Genomic DNA, 17,924 nt, shown 5'->3' on the forward strand with positions numbered 1-17,924 from the left:
TTCACCCACCGCCGGGGACGATGCACCGTGCCGTACACCACCCGCGGACGCGTGCCGCGGCACCGGGCCGCACTGGCCGGCGCCGCGGCGCTCGCCGCGCTCGCCCTCACCGCGACCGCGTGCGGGCCGGACCGGACCGCCGGGAGCGCCGCGAGCGCGCCAGCCACCCTCGCCCGGCCGGCGCCGCCGACCAGCCCCGGCGACCTGGCCGGCTGGAAGGTCGACGACTGGGCCCGCTTCGTCGCCGACAGCGCCTTCGCCAACGAGGTGCCCCCGGGCTTCTGGTCCCGCGCCAGGATGGAGGCCGCCAAGGGCCGGCCCGTCCCGGAGGCCCCGCGCACCGCCGCCCAGGGCGACGCGCCGCAGGACGCTCCCCCGGCCCAGGCCCCGGCCCAGGCGCAGCCGCACCCGTACGGCCCGGCCGCCGCCGTGGTCGGCAGGCTCTTCGTGACCGCGCCCGGGGGCGACGCCGCGTGCTCCGGCACGGTGGTCTCCGACCCGGCCGCCCCGGGCCGCAGCGACCTCGTCTACACCGCCGCCCACTGCCTGCACGACGGCAAGGGCGGCGCCTGGCTGCGGAACATCACCTTCGTGCCCGGCTACAACCGCGACGGCCAGGCCGGCCGCGGGAAGCCGGCCACCGACCAGCAGGTGTCCCCGTACGGCCACTGGACGGCGGTGCGCGCGCTGGTCTCGCCGACCTGGCTCAAGGAGAGCGGCACCGGCGCCCACGACCAGTACGACTACGGGATCGTCCGGGTGCGCGACGAGAGCGGCTCCGGCCGGTCGTTGGAGGAGACGGTCGGCGGCTCGGTCCCGGTCTGGTTCAACGCCCCGCGCGAGCAGATCACCTCGGCGTCCGCCTACGGCTACCCCGCCGAGAAGCCGTTCGACGGTACGGAGCTCGACCACTGCGACGCGCCGGCCGCGCCGGCCCGGCTGTCCTTCGACCGGGCCCGCCCGCCGATGTACGCGATCGGCTGCACCATGACCGGCGGCGCCGACGGCGGCGGCTGGTTCATCGTCAAGGACGGCAAGCCCAACCTGATCAGCGTCACCTCGGTCGGCGACCGCAACCCGACCGGGTACCTGGCCGGCCCCTCGCTCCAGGACCAGGCGAAGCAGGCCTTCGAGTACTTCGCCAAGAACGTCCGATGACGTGCGAAGGCCCCCGGACGGAACCCCGTCCGGGGGCCTTCGCACGTCACGAGGGGCCGGTCAGCCCCGCAGGGCCACCGCGAAGCGCTCCAGCTCCGCGGCCAGCTCGACCGGCACCTTGGCGTGCAGCAGCGTGCCCTCGCCGGTGTGCTCGGTGGAGAGCAGCTCGCCCTCCGCGTGCACCCGGGAGACCAGACCGCCCTGGGTGTAGGGCACCAGGGCCCGCACCTCGACGGCCGGGCGCGGCAGCTCGTCGTCGATGAGCTTCAGCAGTTCCTCGATGCCCGCGCCGCTGCGGGCCGACACCACGATGGCGTGCGGCTCGCGGCGCAGCAGGCGCTGCAGCACGTGCGGGTCGGCGGCGTCCGCCTTGTTGATCACCACGATCTCGGGGACGTTCTGCGCGTCCACCGAGACGATGACCTCGCGCACGGCGGCCAGCTGCGTCTCCGGCTCGGGGTGCGAACCGTCCACCACGTGCAGGATGAGGTCCGCGTCGGCGACCTCCTCCATGGTGGAGCGGAACGCCTCGACCAGGTGGTGCGGCAGGTGCCGGACGAAGCCGACGGTGTCGGCCAGCGTGTAGACCCGCCCGCTGGGCGTCTGCGCCCGGCGCACGGTCGGGTCCAGGGTGGCGAACAGCGAGTTCTCCACCAGGACGCCCGCCCCGGTGAGCCGGTTGAGCAGGGAGGACTTGCCGGCGTTGGTGTACCCGGCGATGGCCACCGACGGCACCTGGTTGCGCCTGCGCTCCTGGCGCTTGGTGTCGCGGCCCTTCTTCATGTCGGCGATCTCCTTGCGGAGCTTCGCCATCTTCTCGCGGATCCGGCGCCGGTCGGTCTCGATCTTGGTCTCACCGGGGCCACGGGTGGCCATGCCGCCGCCGGACGAGCCGGAGCCACCACCACCCATCTGCCGGGAGAGCGACTGGCCCCAGCCGCGCAGGCGCGGCAGCATGTACTGCATCTGCGCGAGCGAGACCTGCGCCTTGCCCTCGCGGGACTTGGCGTGCTGGGCGAAGATGTCGAGGATCAGGGCCGTCCGGTCGACGACCTTGACCTTGACCACGTCCTCCAGCTGGATCAGCTGGCCGGGGGTGAGCTCACCGTCGCAGACGACGGTGTCGGCGCCGGTGGAGGCGACGATGTCGCGCAGCTCCTTCGCCTTGCCGGAGCCGATGTAGGTCGCGGCGTCGGGCTTGTCACGGCGCTGGATCACACCGTCCAGGACCTCGGAGCCGGCGGTCTCGGCGAGGGCGGCGAGCTCGGCCATCGAGTTCTCCGCCTCCTCCAGCGTCCCGTCCGTCCAGACACCGACGAGCACCACGCGCTCCAGGCGGAGCTGGCGGTACTCGACCTCGGTGACGTCCTGGAGCTCGGTGGAGAGACCGGCGACGCGGCGCAGCGCGGCGCGCTCGCTGCGGTCGTACTGGTCTCCGTCGTAGTGCCGGCCGAGGTCCTCGTCGATGGCCGCGAGGTCCTCGTCCATGAGGGCTTCCGCTCGCAGACCGTCGAGGCGGCGCGGGGCGTCGGCGTGGTCGCGGGTGTCGAACGTGGAGGTCATTCTGTCCTTTGGTCGCTGGGTGGCTTCGGCGACGGCCCGTGGACGGTACCGGAGCTCCTCTGCCCGGTGAACGCCGTGGACCTGCCGCGCATTCCCCTCGATGGTCCCACGCCCGGCGCGGGCCGGTCACCCCCATTTCTTCCGGCCGTGCCGTCCTCGGGGGCGTGCGGGCGGCTGACGTCGTACACGCCGGAGACCCGGAGCATGGCCCGCATCAGGCCGGGCAGGGCGGCCGGGGCGGGCAGCTCGACGGTGTAGGTGTGCCGCACCCGCAGCTCCTGGGGCGGCTCGACCTCGGCCGAGACGATGCCGACGTCCTCGGCGGAGATCGCCGCGGTCAGGTCGGCGAGCAGCCGGGGCCGGTTCAGGGCCTCGGCCCGCAGGGTGGCCCGGTAGCCGTCGGCCGGGGTGCCGTCGGCCCGCCAGCGGACCTCCAGCGTGCCGCGTCCGGCGGTCCGCATCCGCTCCCCCGCCGGACAGCCGGTGCGGTGCACGGCGACGGTGCCGCCGCGGATCGGGTAGCCGGTCACCTCGTCCGGCGGCACCGGCGTGCAGCAGCGGGCCAGCCGTACCGGCGCCCCCGGCCGCCCGGCCACCGCGACCGGCGCGGCCCGGCGCTCGACGGTGCGGTGCGCGGGCGGGGCGGGCTGCCCGGCGGAGGGGCCGGTGCGGACCGCCGGCAGCCGGGCCGGGTGGTCGGCCAGCCAGCGCTCGATGGCGAGCCGGGCGGCCGGGGTGCGGGCGTGGGCGAGCCACTCGGGCGCGGGCCCGGAGGGCTCGGCGGCGCGCGGCCCGGCCCCGGCTGGCACGGTCTCGGTGAGCACGGCGAGCAGGTCGCCGTCCTGGAGGACGGTGGACAGCGCGGTGAGCCGGCCGTTGACCCGCACGCCGATGCACCGGTGGCCGGTGTCCTCGCCGAGCAGGTAGGCGGCGTCCACGCAGGTGGCGCCGGCCCGCAGCTGAAGCGTTTCGCCGCACTCCGTCACGACCGTGATCTCCCGGTCGCCGGCCAGGTCGGCGGTGAGCGCCGACCAGAACGCGTCCGGGTCGGGCGTCTCCTGCTGCCACTCCAGCAGCCGGCTGAGCCAGCCGGGCCTGGCCGGGTCGGTGCGGTCGAGCTCGTCGGCGTCCTGGACGGCGGCGGCGGGCTCCGGGTCGCCGAGGGCGACCACCCCGGTCTCGGCCACCTCGTGCATCCGCCGCGTGCGCACCAGCACCTCGACCACCGCGCCGCCCTCCAGCGCGACCGCGGTGTGCAGCGACTGGTACAGGTTGAACTTGGGGGCGGCGACGAAGTCCTTGAACTCGCCGGGCAGCGGCGTCCAGCAGGTGTGCAGCTCGCCGAGCACGGCGTAGCAGTCGGCGTTCTCCTCGACGACCACCAGCAGCCGGCCGAAGTCGGCCGGCTGCGGCCCCTGCGGCCGCCCGTCCGCCCCGGGCGCGGCGGCCCGCTTGAGCAGCACCCGGTGCAGCGAGACGCAGTGCCGCGGCCGGACGGTGACCTCGGCGGCGACCCCGGTCTCGGCCAGCTGCCGGGCCAGCAGCCGCGCGAAGGGCTCCAGCAGGGTGTCCGGCTCACCCTCGTGACCGGCCATCAGGGTGCGGGTGCGGGTGTGCTCCTCGGGGTGCAGGGTGGCGAAGACGATGTCCTCCAGCTCCGCCTTGAGCACCTGGATGCCGAGCCGCTCGGCCAGCGGGATCAGCACGTCCCGGGTGACCTTGGCGATCCGCACCTGGCTGGCCGGCTTCATGTGCCGGATGGTGCGCATGTTGTGCAGCCGGTCGGCGAGCTTGATCACCATCACCCGGACGTCGTCCCCGGTGGCGACCAGCATCTTGCGGAAGGTCTCGGCCTCGGCCGCGGCGCCGAAGTCGACCTTCTCCAGTTTCGTCACCCCGTCGACCAGGTAGGCGACTTCGGGCCCGAACCCGGCGCTGACCTGATCCAGCGTCAACTCGGTGTCCTCCACCGTGTCGTGGAGCAGCGAGGCGACCAACGTCGTGGTCCCGGCGCCGAGTTGGGCCAGGATCATGGTGACGGCCAGCGGGTGGGTGATGTACGGCTCGCCGCTCTTGCGCTTCTGCCCGCGGTGGCTGGCCTCGGCCAGCCGGTAGGCGCGCGCGAGCAGTCCGAGGTCGGCCTGCGGATGGTGCCCGCGGTGGGCCCGGACGAGCGGTTCGAGCGCGTCCGGCACCGGCTGGCGGCCGGTGGCCAGCAGGGCGGCCCGCCCGGCGCGGCCGAGCGCGGCCCGGCCGAGGCCGCCCAGGGGCCGCAGGACCCCGGCCTGCCGCGTGCTGGTCGGCGGCCCGAGCGGTTGTCCGGCTTCGATGGTCATGGCACCTCCGGCGACGGTCACCGGCGGCCGCCCCGACGAGGGGCGCCGACCCGGTGATCCATGCTACCGAGCACAGCACGTTGCGCGATGCCTCGCTTCCCCTCTGCGACCGGTATCACTCGATCGGGGGGATTCGTCACCGTACGAAATGGGCAAACCGGGCCCTCAGCCGGTCAGTGCCGCCCACCACCGGGGGTCGATCTCGCCGGCCGCCACGATCACCGCGGCGCCGGTCATCTGCACCAGGCCGTCGGGGTGCTCGGTGATCGTCAGCCGCCCGCCGGGCAGGTCCACCGCGTAGGTCGCCGCCTCGCCGGTGACCGCCGGGTCGAGGCCGTCGCGCCGGATCGAGGCCACCGCGACGGCGCACGCGCCGGTGCCGCAGGACAGCGTCTCGCCGGAGCCGCGCTCGTGCACCCGCATGGCGACGTGCCGCGGCCCGCGGTCCACCACGAACTCGACGTTGACGCCCTCGGGGTAGGCGCCCTCGGGGCTGGTGAGCGGCGGGCGCAGCAGGTCGCCCGCGTGGTCGAGGCTCTCGACGAAGGCGACGGCGTGCGGGTTGCCCATGTTGACGTTCAGCGCGGGCCAGCGCCGCTCGCCGACGGCGACCTCGATGCCGTCCGGCCCGGGCAGCCTCGCGCGGCCCATGTCGATGGTGACCTCGCCGGCCGTGCCGTCCTCGGCGTCCTCGGCGACCCGCGCGGTCAGTACCCCGGCCCGGGTGGCCACGGAGATCTCGCCGGGCTCGGCGTGGCCGGCCTCGACCAGGTAGCGGGCGAAGACCCGCAGGCCGTTGCCGCACATCTCGGCGATGCTGCCGTCGGAGTTGCGGTAGTCCATGAACCACTCGGCCCGGTCGGCGAGGTCCGCGGCGGCCGGTTCGGCGGCGGAGCGCACCACGCGCAGCAGGCCGTCGCCGCCGATGCCCGCCCGCCGGTCGCACAGCGCCGCGACGGCCTGCGGGCCGATCGCCAGCCGGCCGTCGGGGTCGGGGACGATGACGAAGTCGTTCTGGGTGCCGTGCCCCTTGAGGAAGGGGATGCCGGCCGGCTGCGAAGAGGATGCGCTCACCCTCCCGATGGTACTGAGGAGGGCGGGAAGCCGGTCGGGGCGGGCGGCCCGTCGGGCTGGTGCTCGGCCCTAGCGGAGGTGGGCGACCCGCCAGACGGCGAGGGCGCAGGCGGCGAGCGCGATCAGGGTGTAGACGACGATCGCCTTCCACCCGGCCCGCTTCCCGGAGCCCCGGCGCGGCAGGCCCGGCCACTTGTACCCGGCGTGCCGGGCGGCCATCGCGCCCCAGCCGACCGAGGCGGCGGTGAGCAGCAGGCCGAGCATCCCGACCATGGTCGCCCGCGCCCCGGCGGAGCCGAAGGCGAGCGGGAAGCTGAACATCAGCGAGCCGAGGGTGCCGAGCAGCGCGATCGGCAGCGTCTGCCACCACCGCAGCCGGCGCCGCGGGCGGATCTCCCGCTCGTGCACCGCGCCGGCCGGGCCGCTGGTGTCCAGCGTGGGCAGCGCGACGGCGTAGGAGGTGGGCGCGTCCAGGCCGGTCAGCACGGGGAGGTCACCCATCGTCGACTCGTCGAACTCGTCGGCCGGTGCGGTGACGCTCCCGCTCTGGCCGGACTCGGGGCCGGTACCCGTCGACACACGGCCTCCCCTGACAGTTCGACACGAGCGGACTCGCGGCCGGTACGGCCGGCCCGCCCGGGCCGACCCTTATGACACCGATGATGGCATGTCCAGAGGTGCGTTCCGGGCCTCTCCGGGGTCGGCGGGTGATCCGTGGCCATCACGTGATCGGGCCGTAACCCCCGGTTGGTCCTGCACGGCCACGTGCTCGCGCAGCTGCACCGCCGAAGTGGCCGGATCCCGCCTACGCGGCCGACGCGCGCTGACGCCCGATCAGCTCAAGGGAACGTTCCAGCAGCTCGACCGGGTCGGTGCCGGCCGGGCGGGAGAGCCAGTGGATCCGGTCGTCCCGGCGGAACCAGGACTCCTGGCGGCGGGCGAAGCGCTTGGTGGCCCGCACGGTTTCGGCCTTCGCCTCGTCCTCGGTGCACTCGCCGGCGAAGTGGTCGAGCACCTGCTGGTACCCGAGCGCCCGGGAGGCGGTCCTGCCCTCCCGCAGCCCGACCCGTTCGAGCGCGCGCACCTCGTCGAGCAGCCCGGCCTCCCACATCCGGTCGACGCGCAGGGCGATCCGCTCGTCCAGCTCGGGGCGCGGCACCGCGACGCCGATCTGCACGGCGTCGTAGACGGCGGTGTTGCTCGGCAGGTTGGCGGTGAACGGCTGCCCGGTGATCTCGATGACCTCCAGCGCGCGGACGATCCGCCGCCCGTTGCCCATCAGGATCGCCTCGGCCGCCGCCGGGTCGAGCCCGGCCAGCCGCCGGTGCAGCGCGTACGGGCCGGCCTCGGCGAGCTCCGCCTCCAGCCGGGCGCGGACGGCCGGGTCGGTGCCGGGGAACTCCATCTCGTCGATCGCCGCCCGGACGTACAGCCCGGAGCCGCCGACCAGCACCGCGGCCCGCCCGGCGGCGAGCAGCCGGTCGATCTCGGCGCGGGCCAGCCGCTGGTACTCGGCGACGCTGGCGGCCTCGGTGACGTCCCAGACGTCCATCAGGTGGTGCGGGATCCCGCCCCGCTCGTCCGTCGTGAGCTTGGCGGTGCCGATGTCCATGCCCCGGTAGAGCTGCATCGAGTCGGTGTTGATGATCTCGCCGCCGAGGCTGCGGGCGACGGCCACGGCGAGGTCGGACTTGCCGGCGGCGGTCGCCCCGACGATCGACACGACGGGGGGCTGGACGGTGCGGGAGCTGCTCACCGCTCCAGTCTCGCAAAACCGCCGCGGGACCGGGCACCGGGCTGCCTCCCGCCCCCGATTGCGCGACGATATGACTGTTTCCGGCTGTTTCCGGACCCTGGTCCGGTTTGCGAACGCTTTACCCCTCCCGGACGTTGGGCAGGAAACAGGGAGAGAAGGAGATCGCCATGGGCCTGATGGACAACCTCAAGGGCAAGGCCGAGGAGCTCAAGGAGCGCGCCAGCGAGCTCGCCGGCAAGCACCACGACCAGATCGACAGCATGGTGGACAAGGCCGGCGGCGCCATCGACAAGGCGACCAAGGGCAAGTACAGCGACAAGATCGAGCACGGTGCCAGCAAGGCCAAGGGCGCGGTCGACGACTTCGCCCACAAGCCGGAGCCCGGCGAGGAGGGCACCGGCGGCAACGGCCGGGCGCCGCACGCCTGAGCGCGGGTGCGGCGGTGATCAGCTCCAGGACGCCACGAAGTACCCGACGCCGTACGGCGCGTCCTGGTAGCCGAGCCGCGCGGTGAGGCCGGCGCCCTCGGCGGCGCCGGCCAGCACCTGCCAGGGCGCCCGGCCGTCGGCCTTCAGTTCGGCGGCCAGGGCGGCGTCCAGCGCGGCCAGGGCGGGGAGGTCGGCCGAGCCCAGGGCGGCTGCCAGCGCCGCGTCGTAGCCCTCGGCGCGTTCGTCCAGGTAGCCGGGCGCCTTCACCGTGCGGCAGGCGCTGCCGCCGCCGAGCACCAGCAGGGCGACGCGGTCGGCCAGCCCGGCCAGGCCCTGGCCCAGCCCGAGCATGCGGTCGGCGGGGGCGTCCTCGGGCACGGCGCAGGCGTGCGTCGGCAGGGTCACCCCGGCGCGCTCCAGCAGCCACGCCCCGACGGTCAGCGAGGGCGCGAGCTCCGGCCCCTCGACCCGGCCGCCCGGCAGTTTGGCCACCAGCGGCACCCCGTAGCGCTGGAAGGAGCCCGCCCCGCCCTCGGTCCACACCTCGGCCCCGGGCCCGGCGCCGACCACCACGACCAGCTCGGGCCCGGCCGCGACCAGCGCCGCCAGTGCCTCGTCGCAGGCGGCCCGCAGCGCGTCCAGTTCGCTCGCCGCCCCGGCGGCGACCTCGGGGACGAGCAGCGGCGGACAGGGGCACACGGCGGCGGCTACCAGCATGTGGATCACTCTAGTGCCGTGGCCGGACAGGTCCGCCGTGTTGCGACGCCCGGCCACGGCACCAGCCGAGAAGCACGGCGGCCCGGCGGGACCCGAAGGTCCTGCCGGGCCGCCGGAGCGTCCTGCGCGGGGGCGGGCGGGGCGGGCGTCAGTCCCCGCAGCAGCCGCCCGCCGGGGCCGCGAGCGGCAGCGCCGCCGGGGCGCCGATGCTCGGCAGGCCGAGCATCACGCCGGCCGGCTTGGCGGCGGGCTTGGCCTGGCGCTTCTCCCACGCGTCGCCCGCGCGGGTGCGGCGCACGGCGAGGGCCGGGCCCTCGGCCAGCAGGTGGTGCGGGGCGGCGTAGGTGATCTCGACGGTCACCACGTCACCCGGGCGCACCGGCTCGGCGGGCCGCGTGCTGTGCTCGTCGTTCAACCCTCGAAGCCTCGGGTTGAAGTGCACGAGGCGGTTGTCGGGGGCGCGTCCGGAGAGGCGGTCGGTCTTGCCGTCCTTCTTGCCCTCGCCCTCGGCGACCAGGATCTCCAGCGTGCGGCCGACCTGCTTCTTGTTCTCGTCCCAGGAGATCTCCTCCTGGAGCGCGATGAGCCGGTCGTAGCGGGCCTGCACGACGGCCTTCGGCACCTGGTCCGTCATCTCCGCGGCCGGGGTGCCGGGGCGCTTGGAGTACTGGAAGGTGAACGCGTTGGTGAAGCGCGCCTCGCGGACGACGTGCATCGTCTCCTCGAAGTCCTCCTCGGTCTCGCCGGGGAAGCCCACGATGATGTCGGTGGAGATGGCCGCGTCCGGCATGGCCTCGCGGACCTTGCGGATGATCCCGAGGAAACGGTCCTGCCGGTAGGAGCGGCGCATCGCCTTGAGGACGCGGTCCGAGCCGGACTGCAGCGGCATGTGCAGCTGGTGCATCACGTTCGGCGTCTCGGCCATCGCGGCGATGACGTCGTCGGTGAAGTCGCGCGGGTGCGGGGAGGTGAAGCGGATCCGCTCCAGGCCCTCGACCTGGCCGGCGGCGCGCAGCAGCTTGGAGAAGGCCTCGCGGTCGCCCAGGTCGGAGCCGTAGGCGTTGACGTTCTGGCCGAGCAGGGTCACCTCGATGACGCCCTCGTCCACCAGCGCCTCGATCTCGGCGAGGACGTCGCCGGGGCGGCGGTCCTCCTCCTTGCCGCGCAGCGCGGGCACGATGCAGAAGGTGCAGGTGTTGTTGCAGCCGACCGAGATCGAGACCCAGGCGGCGTAGGCGGACTCGCGGCGGGTGGGCAGCGTGGAGGGGAAGGTCTCCAGCGACTCCAGGATCTCGACCTGGGCCTTCTTCTCGACCGCGGCCCGCTCCAGGAGCGCCGGCAGGTGGCCGATGTTGTGGGTGCCGAACACCACGTCGACCCAGGGGGCGCGCTGGACGATGGTGTCGCGGTCCTTCTGCGCCAGGCAGCCGCCGACGGCGATCTGCATGCCCTGGTTGCGGCCCTTGGCCGGCGCGAGCTGCCCGAGGTTGCCGTACAGCTTGTTGTCGGCGTTCTCGCGCACCGCGCAGGTGTTGAACACCACCAGGTCCGGGTCGCCCTCGGGCCCGGCCTTGACGTAGCCCGCCTCCTCCAGCAGCCCGGACAGGCGCTCGGAGTCGTGGACGTTCATCTGACAGCCGTGCGTGACGACCTTGTAGCTCTTCAATCCGCTCTCACCGCTCACCAGACCAGGGTACGGGCACGCGTGAAGGGCTTTTTCACGGACGGCGGCCCCGCGGCCCCTCCCGTTCTGCCGGGGCGCCTGGCACTATCCCTGCATGACCCCCACCGTTCCCTCACGTCCGGGCGCCGTGCTCCGCGCGGCCGCCCGAAGCCCGCTGTGGCGGACGGTCCTGGTACTGGCCCTGCTGCTGGCGGGACTCGGCGGGTGGTGGCTCTCGGCGGGCCGCTCGCCCGGCTACCCGCGCGGGGAGACGCACTTCGCGACGGGCGTGCAGCGCGGGGTCTACGACCGGTACGGGCAGCTGCTGCAGGCGCACGTCGCCAAGTCGATGCCCGGGGTGCGGCTGGCGCTGGACAACACCGACGGCTCGGTCGAGAACCTGAAGCGGGTGGCCGACGGCCGGGACCAGTTCGCCATAGCGACGGCCGACGCCGTCGCCGACTACCAGGGGCCCGGCAAGGACCGGCTGCGGGCGATCGCCCGGCTCTACGACGACTACCTCCAGCTGATCGTCCCGGCCTCCTCGCCGGTCCAGCGCACCGCCGACCTCAAGGGCCTGCGGGTGGGCGTGGGCCTGCCGCAGTCCGGGGTGAACCTGGTGACCAGGCGGCTGCTGACCGCCGCCGGCCTGGACCCGGACCGGGACATCAAGGGCGTGCCGGACGGGGTCGGCGACGCCGCCGACGACCTGCGCGAGGGCAGGGTGGACGCCTTCTTCTGGTCCGGCGGCCTGCCCACCAGCGCGCTGACCGACCTCTCCGACCACGTCCGGATCAGGATCGTCCCGCTGGCCGACCTGTCCGAGCAGCTCCACAAGGCCGAGGGCGGCGGCACCGACGCCTACCGGGCGGCCACCATGCCCAAGGGCACCTACCCGAACGCCGAGCCGCAGGACGCCGTCGCCACCGTGGCGGTGCCCAACCTGCTGATCACCCGGGACGACGTCGACCCCGGCCTGGTCCAGGGCATGACCGAGGCGGTGATCGACAGCCGCGACCAGATCGGCGCCCAGGTCCACGCCGCCCAGCTGGTCGACCTGCGCACCGCCGTGTACACCGACCCGCTCCCCCTCCACGAGGGCGCGATGCGCTACTACCGCTCGGTCAAGCCCTGACCTGGCGCGTCCGCGACCACTGCTTCCCCGACTACTGCTTCCCCGGGCGGGGCACGGCCAGGGTCACCGCGAGCCCGGTCGGCTTGACCGGGGCGAAGCCGAGCGAACCGCCGCCCGCCAGCAGCAGGGTGCGGGCGATCGACAGGCCGAGCCCGGAGCCGTCCACGTTCTGGTGCCGCGGGCTGCGCCAGAACCGGTCGCCCGCCCGGGAGACCTCCTCCTCGGTGAGGCCCGGCCCGGCGTCGCTGACCGTCACCGCGACCTCGTCGCGCCGCACCGCGACCCGCAGCCGCACCCGGCTGCCCTCCGGGGAGAACTTGAGCGCGTTGTCCAGGACCGCGTCCAGCGCCGAGCCGAAGCCGATCGGGTCGGCCATGCCGAGCGCGAGCGCCGGGCCGTCCCAGCGCAGCTCGATGCCGCGCTGCACGGCCACCGTCCGCCAGGCGTCGACCCGGGCGAGGGTGAGCGCGGCGAGGTCGGTCGGCTCGGGTTCGGGGCGGGCGTGCTCGGCGGTGGCGAGGCCGAGCAGGTCGTCCAGCACCCGGGCCAGCCGGGCGCCCTCCTCGCGGACGACGCCCAGCTCCTCCTCGTGCCCCTCGGGCAGTTCCAGGCCGAGCACCTCGACCCGCAGCAGCAGCGCGGCCAGCGGGTTGCGCAGCTGGTGGGAGGCGTCCGCGACGAAGGCCTTCTGCTGGTCCAGGGCGAGCACGACGTGGTCGGCCATCTCGTTGAACGAGTGCGCCAGCCGCTGCAGTTCGGGCGGGCCGCCGCCGGGGGCGACCCGGGCGTTCATCCGGCCGGTGGCGATGTCGTGGGTGGCCCGGTCCAGGGTGCGCACCGGGCGCAGCACCCACTCGGTGAGCCGGACGGCGAGCAGCACGGCGACGATCATCGCGGCGGCCTCGCCGGCCCCGATCACCAGCCAGCTGTGCAGGATCCGGGTGCGCAGCGCCCCGGTCGGCGACTCGCTGAGCACCACGGCGACGACGTCGCCGTCGCGCACCACCGGGGCCGCGACGATGACCGTGCGGTCACCGGTCCACGGCCAGACCTGGGGCGGGTTGTGGCTGCGCCGCCCGTCCAGCGCCTCCTGGAAGGCCTGGGCGCCGGAGCCGCCGGAGGGCACCGTCCAGTTCTTCGGCGCGGCGGCGATCGGGACGCCGTCGCGCTGGAAGATGCCGAGGCGCACGCCGTACAGGTCGTAGTAGCGGGCGACCTCGGCGTCGATCGCGTTGCGCCGGCTGAGGTCGCCGGGGGCGGGCCCCGGGTCGCCCTTGCGCGCCGCGTCCGAGGTGCCGGAGGTGGGCAGGTCCTGGGCGAAGCGGGCGGCGTCGTCGAGCCGGTCGACGACCACCTTGGTCTGCTGGGCCGCCGCGACCGCCGCCGCGAGCGGCAGCCCGAGGGCGGCCAGGACGCAGACCATCAGGGCGAGCAGGATGCCGAGCAGGCGATTGCGCACGTACGGTCAGTGCTCCGCGCCGGCCGGGGGCGCGTCCGGGGCGGCCGCCGGGCACTCGGGGATCAGCCGGTAGCCGACGCCGCGCACGGCCTCGACCAGGCCGGGCAGCGCGAGCTTGTTGCGCAGCGAGCCGATGTGGACCTCCAGCGTGCGGCCGTTGCCCTCCCAGCCGCTGCGCCACACCTCGCTGAAGATCTGCTCGCGGCGGTAGACCACGCCGGGGCTCTGGGCGAGCAGCGCGAGCAGGTCGAACTCCTTGCGGGTGAGCGGCACGTCGCGGCCGTCCACGCTGACCCGGCGGCGCTCCCGGTCGATCCGTATGCCGCGGGACTCCAGCGGACCGCGCTGCTGCGGGACGGCGTCGGGCGCGGCCGGCGAGGCGGCGGAGGGCGCGGCGCCGCGGCGGGCGACGGCGTGGATGCGGGCGAGCAGTTCGCCCATGTCGTACGGCTTGGTGACGTAGTCGTCGGCGCCGAGGTTGAGGCCGTGGATCCGGGAGCGGATGTCGGCCCGGGCGGTGACCATGATGACCGGGACGCCGCTGCCGGCCCGGATCCGGCTGCACACCTCGAAGCCGTCGCGGTCGGGCAGCCCGAGGTCGAGCAGCACCACCCGGTACGGCTCGTTGCCGTCCGGCACCAGCGCGTCCAGGGCCTCGTGCCCGCTGCGGGCGTGCCGGACCTGGAACCCGTGCCGTCCCAGCACCGCGACCAGCGCGGCGGCCACGCGTTCGTCGTCCTCGACGAGCAGTAGTCGCATGTCTCCTCCTTCCCCGTTCCCCGACGTCTCCAGGGGCCCCGGGGACTCCCCCGGGCGGTGATCACCGGGGCCGCTCGGTCGGTCCCGGTCCTGCGCAGTATGGGCCAGCGGGCCGCCGGACGCCAGGTTCGGCCGCGCGGTGGGGCCCCGCGGGACGCACCGCGCGGGCGCCGTCCACGTCAACCGTGCCCCGATCGCGGCCGGACGAACAGCTTGCGAGCGCCGTGTGGCCGTTTCGTGATGCTCAAGTTCCGCTCAGATCGGCTGACGAGGCATCGTCACGGCTCCTATGGTCGGCCCACCGGGGGCTGCGGCTCCGCCGGCTGCGGCCCCCGGATTTCGTACCACCATTGCAGCCCAAGGGAGTTCAGACTTCGCGCGGGCCGAACGAGAGAGCAGGCGCGATGACCGGGAATCCGATCATGGACTCGAAGTCCGCAGCCGCTCCGCTGGTCGTGCTGGACGGCGTGAACAAGCACTACGGCGCCCTCCACGTGCTCCAGGGCATCGACCTGCGGATCACCCAGGGCGAGGTCGTGGTGCTGATCGGGCCCTCCGGATCGGGCAAGTCCACGCTCTGCCGGACGATCAACCGGCTGGAGACCATCGACTCCGGCACCATCACCATCGACGGCCGCCCGCTGCCCGCCGAGGGCAAGGAGCTGGCCCGGCTGCGCGCCGAGGTCGGCATGGTGTTCCAGAGCTTCAACCTGTTCGCCCACAAGACCGTGCTGGAGAACGTGGTCATGGGCCAGGTCAAGGTGCGCAAGGTGGCGCGCCCGCAGGCCGAGAAGACGGCCCGGGAGCTGCTGGAGCGCGTCGGCGTCGGCGCGCAGGCGGACAAGTACCCGGCCCAGCTGTCCGGCGGCCAGCAGCAGCGCGTGGCGATCGCCCGCGCGCTGGCCATGAAGCCGAAGGTGATGCTCTTCGACGAGCCCACCTCGGCCCTCGACCCGGAGATGGTCAACGAGGTGCTGGAGGTCATGCGCCAGCTGGCCGCCGACGGCATGACGATGGTCGTGGTCACCCACGAGATGGGCTTCGCCCGCTCCGCCGCGAACCGGGTGCTGTTCATGGCCGACGGAAAGATCGTCGAGCAGAACACGCCGGACGCCTTCTTCACCGCACCGCGCTCCGAGCGCGCCAAGGACTTCCTCTCCAAGATCCTGCACCACTGACGCTCCGCCTCCCCCGGAAGGCCGGCCCGCCAACGGCGCCGGCCGGCCCGCCCCTGCGCACAACTTCCAGACGCCAGAGCCCGGTTGACCCCGTGGCCCAGCCCCCAGGAGAACAACCCTCATGAGGACTCGTCGCACCCTCGCCGTCGCGCTCTGTGCCGTCGCGCTCACCGCCACCGCCGCGTGCGGCAAGGACGGCTCGCCCGACGCCGCCGCCACCCCCAGCGGCGCCCCCGCGCTGCCGACCTACACGGTCAAGACCGACGTCAAGATCGACTCGGCGGTGCTCGCCGAGGCCCACAAGCGCGGCCAGCTGATCATCGGCGCCAAGGCCGACCAGCCGTTCCTCGGCTGGGAGGACGTCGCCAGCGGCGACCGCAGCGGCTTCGACATCGAGATCGCCAAGATGGTCGCCGCCGACCTCGGCTTCACCCCGCAGCAGATCAAGTGGCAGACGCTGGTCTCCTCGCAGCGCGAGCCCGCCATCGCCAAGGGCCAGATCGACTTCTACGTCGGCACCTACAGCATCAACGACGAGCGCAAGAAGTCGGTCTCCTTCGCCGGCCCGTACTACATCGCCGGCCAGGACCTGCTGGTGAAGGCCGACAACAAGGACATCACCGGCAAGGACGCGGTCACGGGCAAGAACGTCTGCACCGCCACCGGCTCGACGTCCATCAAGAACATCCAGCAGTACAACCCGAAGATCACGCAGTTCGACACCTACTCGGCCTGCGTCGAGAAGCTGCTGTCCGGCGAGGTCGACGCCGTCACCACCGACGACGCGATCCTCAAGGGCTACGCCTCCAAGTACAGCCCCAAGCTCAAGGTGGTCGGCCAGCCGTTCACCCAGGAGAAGTACGGCGTCGGCCTCAACAAGGACGACGCGGCCCTGCGCAACGCCATCAACGACTCCATCAAGGCGCACCAGGACAACGGCGACTGGAAGAAGGCGTACGACGCGACCCTCGGCCTCTCCGGCTCCGCGGCGCCCACCCCGCCGGCCCTCGAGCGCTACTGATCCACCCGCCCGATTCCTTACCGCTCCTGAGAGGAGGGCCGCCGGATGGGTTTCCTGTTCGAGGACGGCAACTTCACGCTGTTCCGCGACGGCTTCCTGCAGACGATCGAGCTGAGCGCCCTCAGCGCGCTGCTCGCCCTGCTGCTGGGCACCCTGCTGGCGGCCTTCCGGGTCTCCCCGGTCCCGGTGCTGCGCGCCTTCGGCACCGGCTGGGTGACGATCTTCCGCAACACCCCGCTGACCCTGCTGTTCTTCGCCGTCGAGTTCGGACTGCCCGCGCTCGACGTGCACTTCGAGCACCTCACCTTCGCGACGCTGGCGCTCGGCGGGTACACCGCCTCGTTCGTCTGCGAGGTGCTGCGCTCGGGCATCAACACCGTGCCGCTCGGCCAGGCCGAGGCCGCCCGCAGCCTCGGCATGACCTTCGGCCAGACGCTCACCCTGGTCGTCCTGCCGCAGGCCGCCCGGACCGTGCTGGCCCCGATGAGCAGCGTGTTCATCGCCCTGCCGAGGAACTCGGCGATCGCCGGCGCGTTCAGCGTCGGCGAGCTGTACAGCGCGCAGCAGACCTTCTCCGAGCGCGGCTACTCGATCTTCTCGATCTTCTTCTGGGTGGCCTGCGCCTACCTGGTGATCAGCGCCGTGATCGCCACCCTGTTCCGCATCCTGGAGTCCCGACTGGCGGTGGCCCGATGAACAGCCCCTTCACCCGCGGCTCGACCGCCAGCGTCCTGTACGACGCCCCCGGTCCGAAGGCCCGCACGCGGTACCGGCTGTTCGGCGTGCTGGCGTTCGTCGCGATCGCCGGCCTGCTCTGGTACGCCGTCACGGCGCTGTCCGACAGCGGCCAGTTCGACGCCGGGCTCTGGGACGTCTTCCAGTACAACACCATCCAGCAGCGGATCCTGGACGGCCTGCTCTCCACCCTGGAGGCCTTCGGCCTGGCGGCGCTGTTCTCGCTCACCCTCGGCTCGCTGCTCGCCGCCGGGCGGCTGTCCGACCACAAGCCGGTGCGCTGGGTGTGCACCGCGATCGTCCAGTTCTTCCGGGCGATGCCGCTGCTGATCCTCATCGTCGCGCTCTACTACGCGTTCTTCGCCAAGGACCCGATGTGGGCGCTGGTGCTCGGCCTCACCCTCTACAACGGCGCGGTCCAGGCCGAGATCATCCGCAGCGGCGTCAACGCCGTCCCCCGGGGCCAGTCCGAGGCGGCGTACGCCCTCGGGATGCGCAAGACCCAGGTGATGGCCGGCATCCTGGTGCCGCAGGCGGTCCGCTCGATGCTGCCGACGATGATCGGCCAGCTGGTCGTCACCCTGAAGGACACCTCGCTCGGCTTCGTCATCACCTACCACGAGCTGCTGTTCGTCGGTAAGGCGATCGCGAGCCAGCCGATGAACGCCGCGGGCTTCCCCTACATCCCGGTGGTCCTGGTGATCGGTCCGATCTACGTCGCGATGTGCCTGTTGCTCACCGCGCTCGCCCGGTGGATCGAAGCACGCGGCCGTCGCGGCGCGAACCGGCGCACTTCGGCTGCTGCTTGACGGACACGCAGGTGAACTGTTGCATTGCTCTTCGTGACACCTCCCGGGAGCTTCCACGCGGCATATGACGCCAGCCTGACGGCCTGCCCATGCCCGGCCTTCCGGGCCCGAACGGTCCACCCCCGCCCGGAGG

16 protein-coding genes are annotated in these 17,924 nt (G+C 73.5%); 7 read left to right on the plus strand and 9 right to left on the minus strand.

The features are described 5' to 3' along the window. Positions 1-27 precede the first annotated feature (27 nt). A complete protein-coding gene (locus tag ACFVU9_RS08920) occupies positions 28-1,158 on the plus strand; it encodes a trypsin-like serine peptidase (RefSeq protein ID WP_387591394.1) in 1,131 nt (376 codons plus the stop codon). Between the two features lie 60 nt (positions 1,159-1,218). On the opposite strand, the gene hflX is transcribed toward ACFVU9_RS08920, so the two are convergent. The 5 genes from hflX to miaA all read right to left on the minus strand — a co-directional run bounded on the left by hflX (position 1,219) and on the right by miaA (position 7,887). Next, positions 1,219-2,721, minus strand: a complete 1,503-nt coding sequence (gene hflX, locus ACFVU9_RS08925; protein WP_380498302.1) for a GTPase HflX — start codon at positions 2,719-2,721, stop codon at positions 1,219-1,221. Further along, positions 2,718-5,057, minus strand: a complete 2,340-nt coding sequence (locus ACFVU9_RS08930) for a RelA/SpoT family protein (RefSeq protein WP_387591397.1) — start codon at positions 5,055-5,057, stop codon at positions 2,718-2,720. The genes hflX and ACFVU9_RS08930 overlap by 4 nt, the downstream gene beginning before the upstream one ends. A 165-nt stretch (positions 5,058-5,222) precedes the next feature. Next, complete coding sequence (dapF, locus tag ACFVU9_RS08935; RefSeq protein WP_387591399.1) at positions 5,223-6,131, minus strand: diaminopimelate epimerase; 909 nt, start codon at positions 6,129-6,131, stop codon at positions 5,223-5,225. 69 nt (positions 6,132-6,200) lie between these two features. Beyond that, entirely contained in the window at positions 6,201-6,710 is a 510-nt protein-coding gene (locus tag ACFVU9_RS08940; protein ID WP_359964880.1) for a hypothetical protein, read from the minus strand. Between the two features lie 226 nt (positions 6,711-6,936). After that, positions 6,937-7,887, minus strand: coding sequence for a tRNA (adenosine(37)-N6)-dimethylallyltransferase MiaA (gene miaA / locus ACFVU9_RS08945; protein ID WP_387591402.1), 951 nt, complete (start codon positions 7,885-7,887; stop codon positions 6,937-6,939). Positions 7,888-8,054: 167 nt separating this feature from the next. Here miaA and ACFVU9_RS08950 point away from each other — a divergent pair, with 167 nt between their 5' ends. Then, positions 8,055-8,315, plus strand: coding sequence for an antitoxin (locus tag ACFVU9_RS08950; RefSeq protein WP_380448751.1), 261 nt, complete (start codon positions 8,055-8,057; stop codon positions 8,313-8,315). An 18-nt stretch (positions 8,316-8,333) separates the two neighbouring features. Here the strand turns inward: ACFVU9_RS08950 and ACFVU9_RS08955 are convergent, their stop codons facing one another. Both ACFVU9_RS08955 and miaB read right to left on the minus strand, forming a co-directional pair. Next, complete coding sequence (locus tag ACFVU9_RS08955; protein WP_329924765.1) at positions 8,334-9,032, minus strand: hypothetical protein; 699 nt, start codon at positions 9,030-9,032, stop codon at positions 8,334-8,336. A 148-nt stretch (positions 9,033-9,180) separates the two neighbouring features. Beyond that, positions 9,181-10,716 (minus strand): tRNA (N6-isopentenyl adenosine(37)-C2)-methylthiotransferase MiaB, encoded by a 1,536-nt coding sequence (gene miaB, locus ACFVU9_RS08960; protein WP_387591407.1) that lies wholly within the window; start codon positions 10,714-10,716, stop codon positions 9,181-9,183. Between the two features lie 94 nt (positions 10,717-10,810). Here miaB and ACFVU9_RS08965 point away from each other — a divergent pair, with 94 nt between their 5' ends. Continuing rightward, positions 10,811-11,830 (plus strand): TAXI family TRAP transporter solute-binding subunit, encoded by a 1,020-nt coding sequence (locus tag ACFVU9_RS08965; protein ID WP_380445402.1) that lies wholly within the window; start codon positions 10,811-10,813, stop codon positions 11,828-11,830. Between the two features lie 31 nt (positions 11,831-11,861). On the opposite strand, the gene ACFVU9_RS08970 is transcribed toward ACFVU9_RS08965, so the two are convergent. Together ACFVU9_RS08970 and ACFVU9_RS08975 are read right to left on the minus strand one after the other, a co-directional pair. Next, positions 11,862-13,289 carry a sensor histidine kinase gene (locus tag ACFVU9_RS08970; RefSeq protein WP_380445401.1) on the minus strand — a complete coding sequence of 476 codons (1,428 nt, stop codon included), beginning with the start codon at positions 13,287-13,289 and terminating at the stop codon, positions 11,862-11,864. Positions 13,290-13,295: 6 nt separating this feature from the next. Further along, on the minus strand, positions 13,296-14,048 hold the full coding sequence (locus ACFVU9_RS08975) for a response regulator transcription factor (RefSeq protein WP_380445400.1): 753 nt from the start codon (positions 14,046-14,048) through the stop codon (positions 13,296-13,298). A 404-nt stretch (positions 14,049-14,452) separates the two neighbouring features. Between ACFVU9_RS08975 and ACFVU9_RS08980 the strand changes: the two genes are divergently transcribed. From ACFVU9_RS08980 to ACFVU9_RS08995, 4 genes are all read left to right on the plus strand, one after another. Then, positions 14,453-15,226 (plus strand): amino acid ABC transporter ATP-binding protein, encoded by a 774-nt coding sequence (locus ACFVU9_RS08980; protein ID WP_387591411.1) that lies wholly within the window; start codon positions 14,453-14,455, stop codon positions 15,224-15,226. Between the two features lie 121 nt (positions 15,227-15,347). Further along, the gene (locus ACFVU9_RS08985; RefSeq protein WP_380498307.1) at positions 15,348-16,247 is read left to right on the plus strand and encodes a glutamate ABC transporter substrate-binding protein; all 900 of its coding nucleotides are present in this window, start codon (positions 15,348-15,350) and stop codon (positions 16,245-16,247) included. A gap of 45 nt (positions 16,248-16,292) precedes the next feature. After that, positions 16,293-16,943 carry an amino acid ABC transporter permease gene (locus ACFVU9_RS08990; protein WP_380445397.1) on the plus strand — a complete coding sequence of 217 codons (651 nt, stop codon included), beginning with the start codon at positions 16,293-16,295 and terminating at the stop codon, positions 16,941-16,943. Next, a complete protein-coding gene (locus ACFVU9_RS08995; RefSeq protein ID WP_380445396.1) occupies positions 16,940-17,791 on the plus strand; it encodes an amino acid ABC transporter permease in 852 nt (283 codons plus the stop codon). Before ACFVU9_RS08990 ends, ACFVU9_RS08995 begins: the two co-directional genes overlap by 4 nt. Positions 17,792-17,924: the final 133 nt, after the last annotated feature.

This window comes from Kitasatospora sp. NPDC057936 (assembly GCF_042887525.1).
In the GTDB taxonomy this organism is placed as follows: domain Bacteria; phylum Actinomycetota; class Actinomycetes; order Streptomycetales; family Streptomycetaceae; genus Kitasatospora.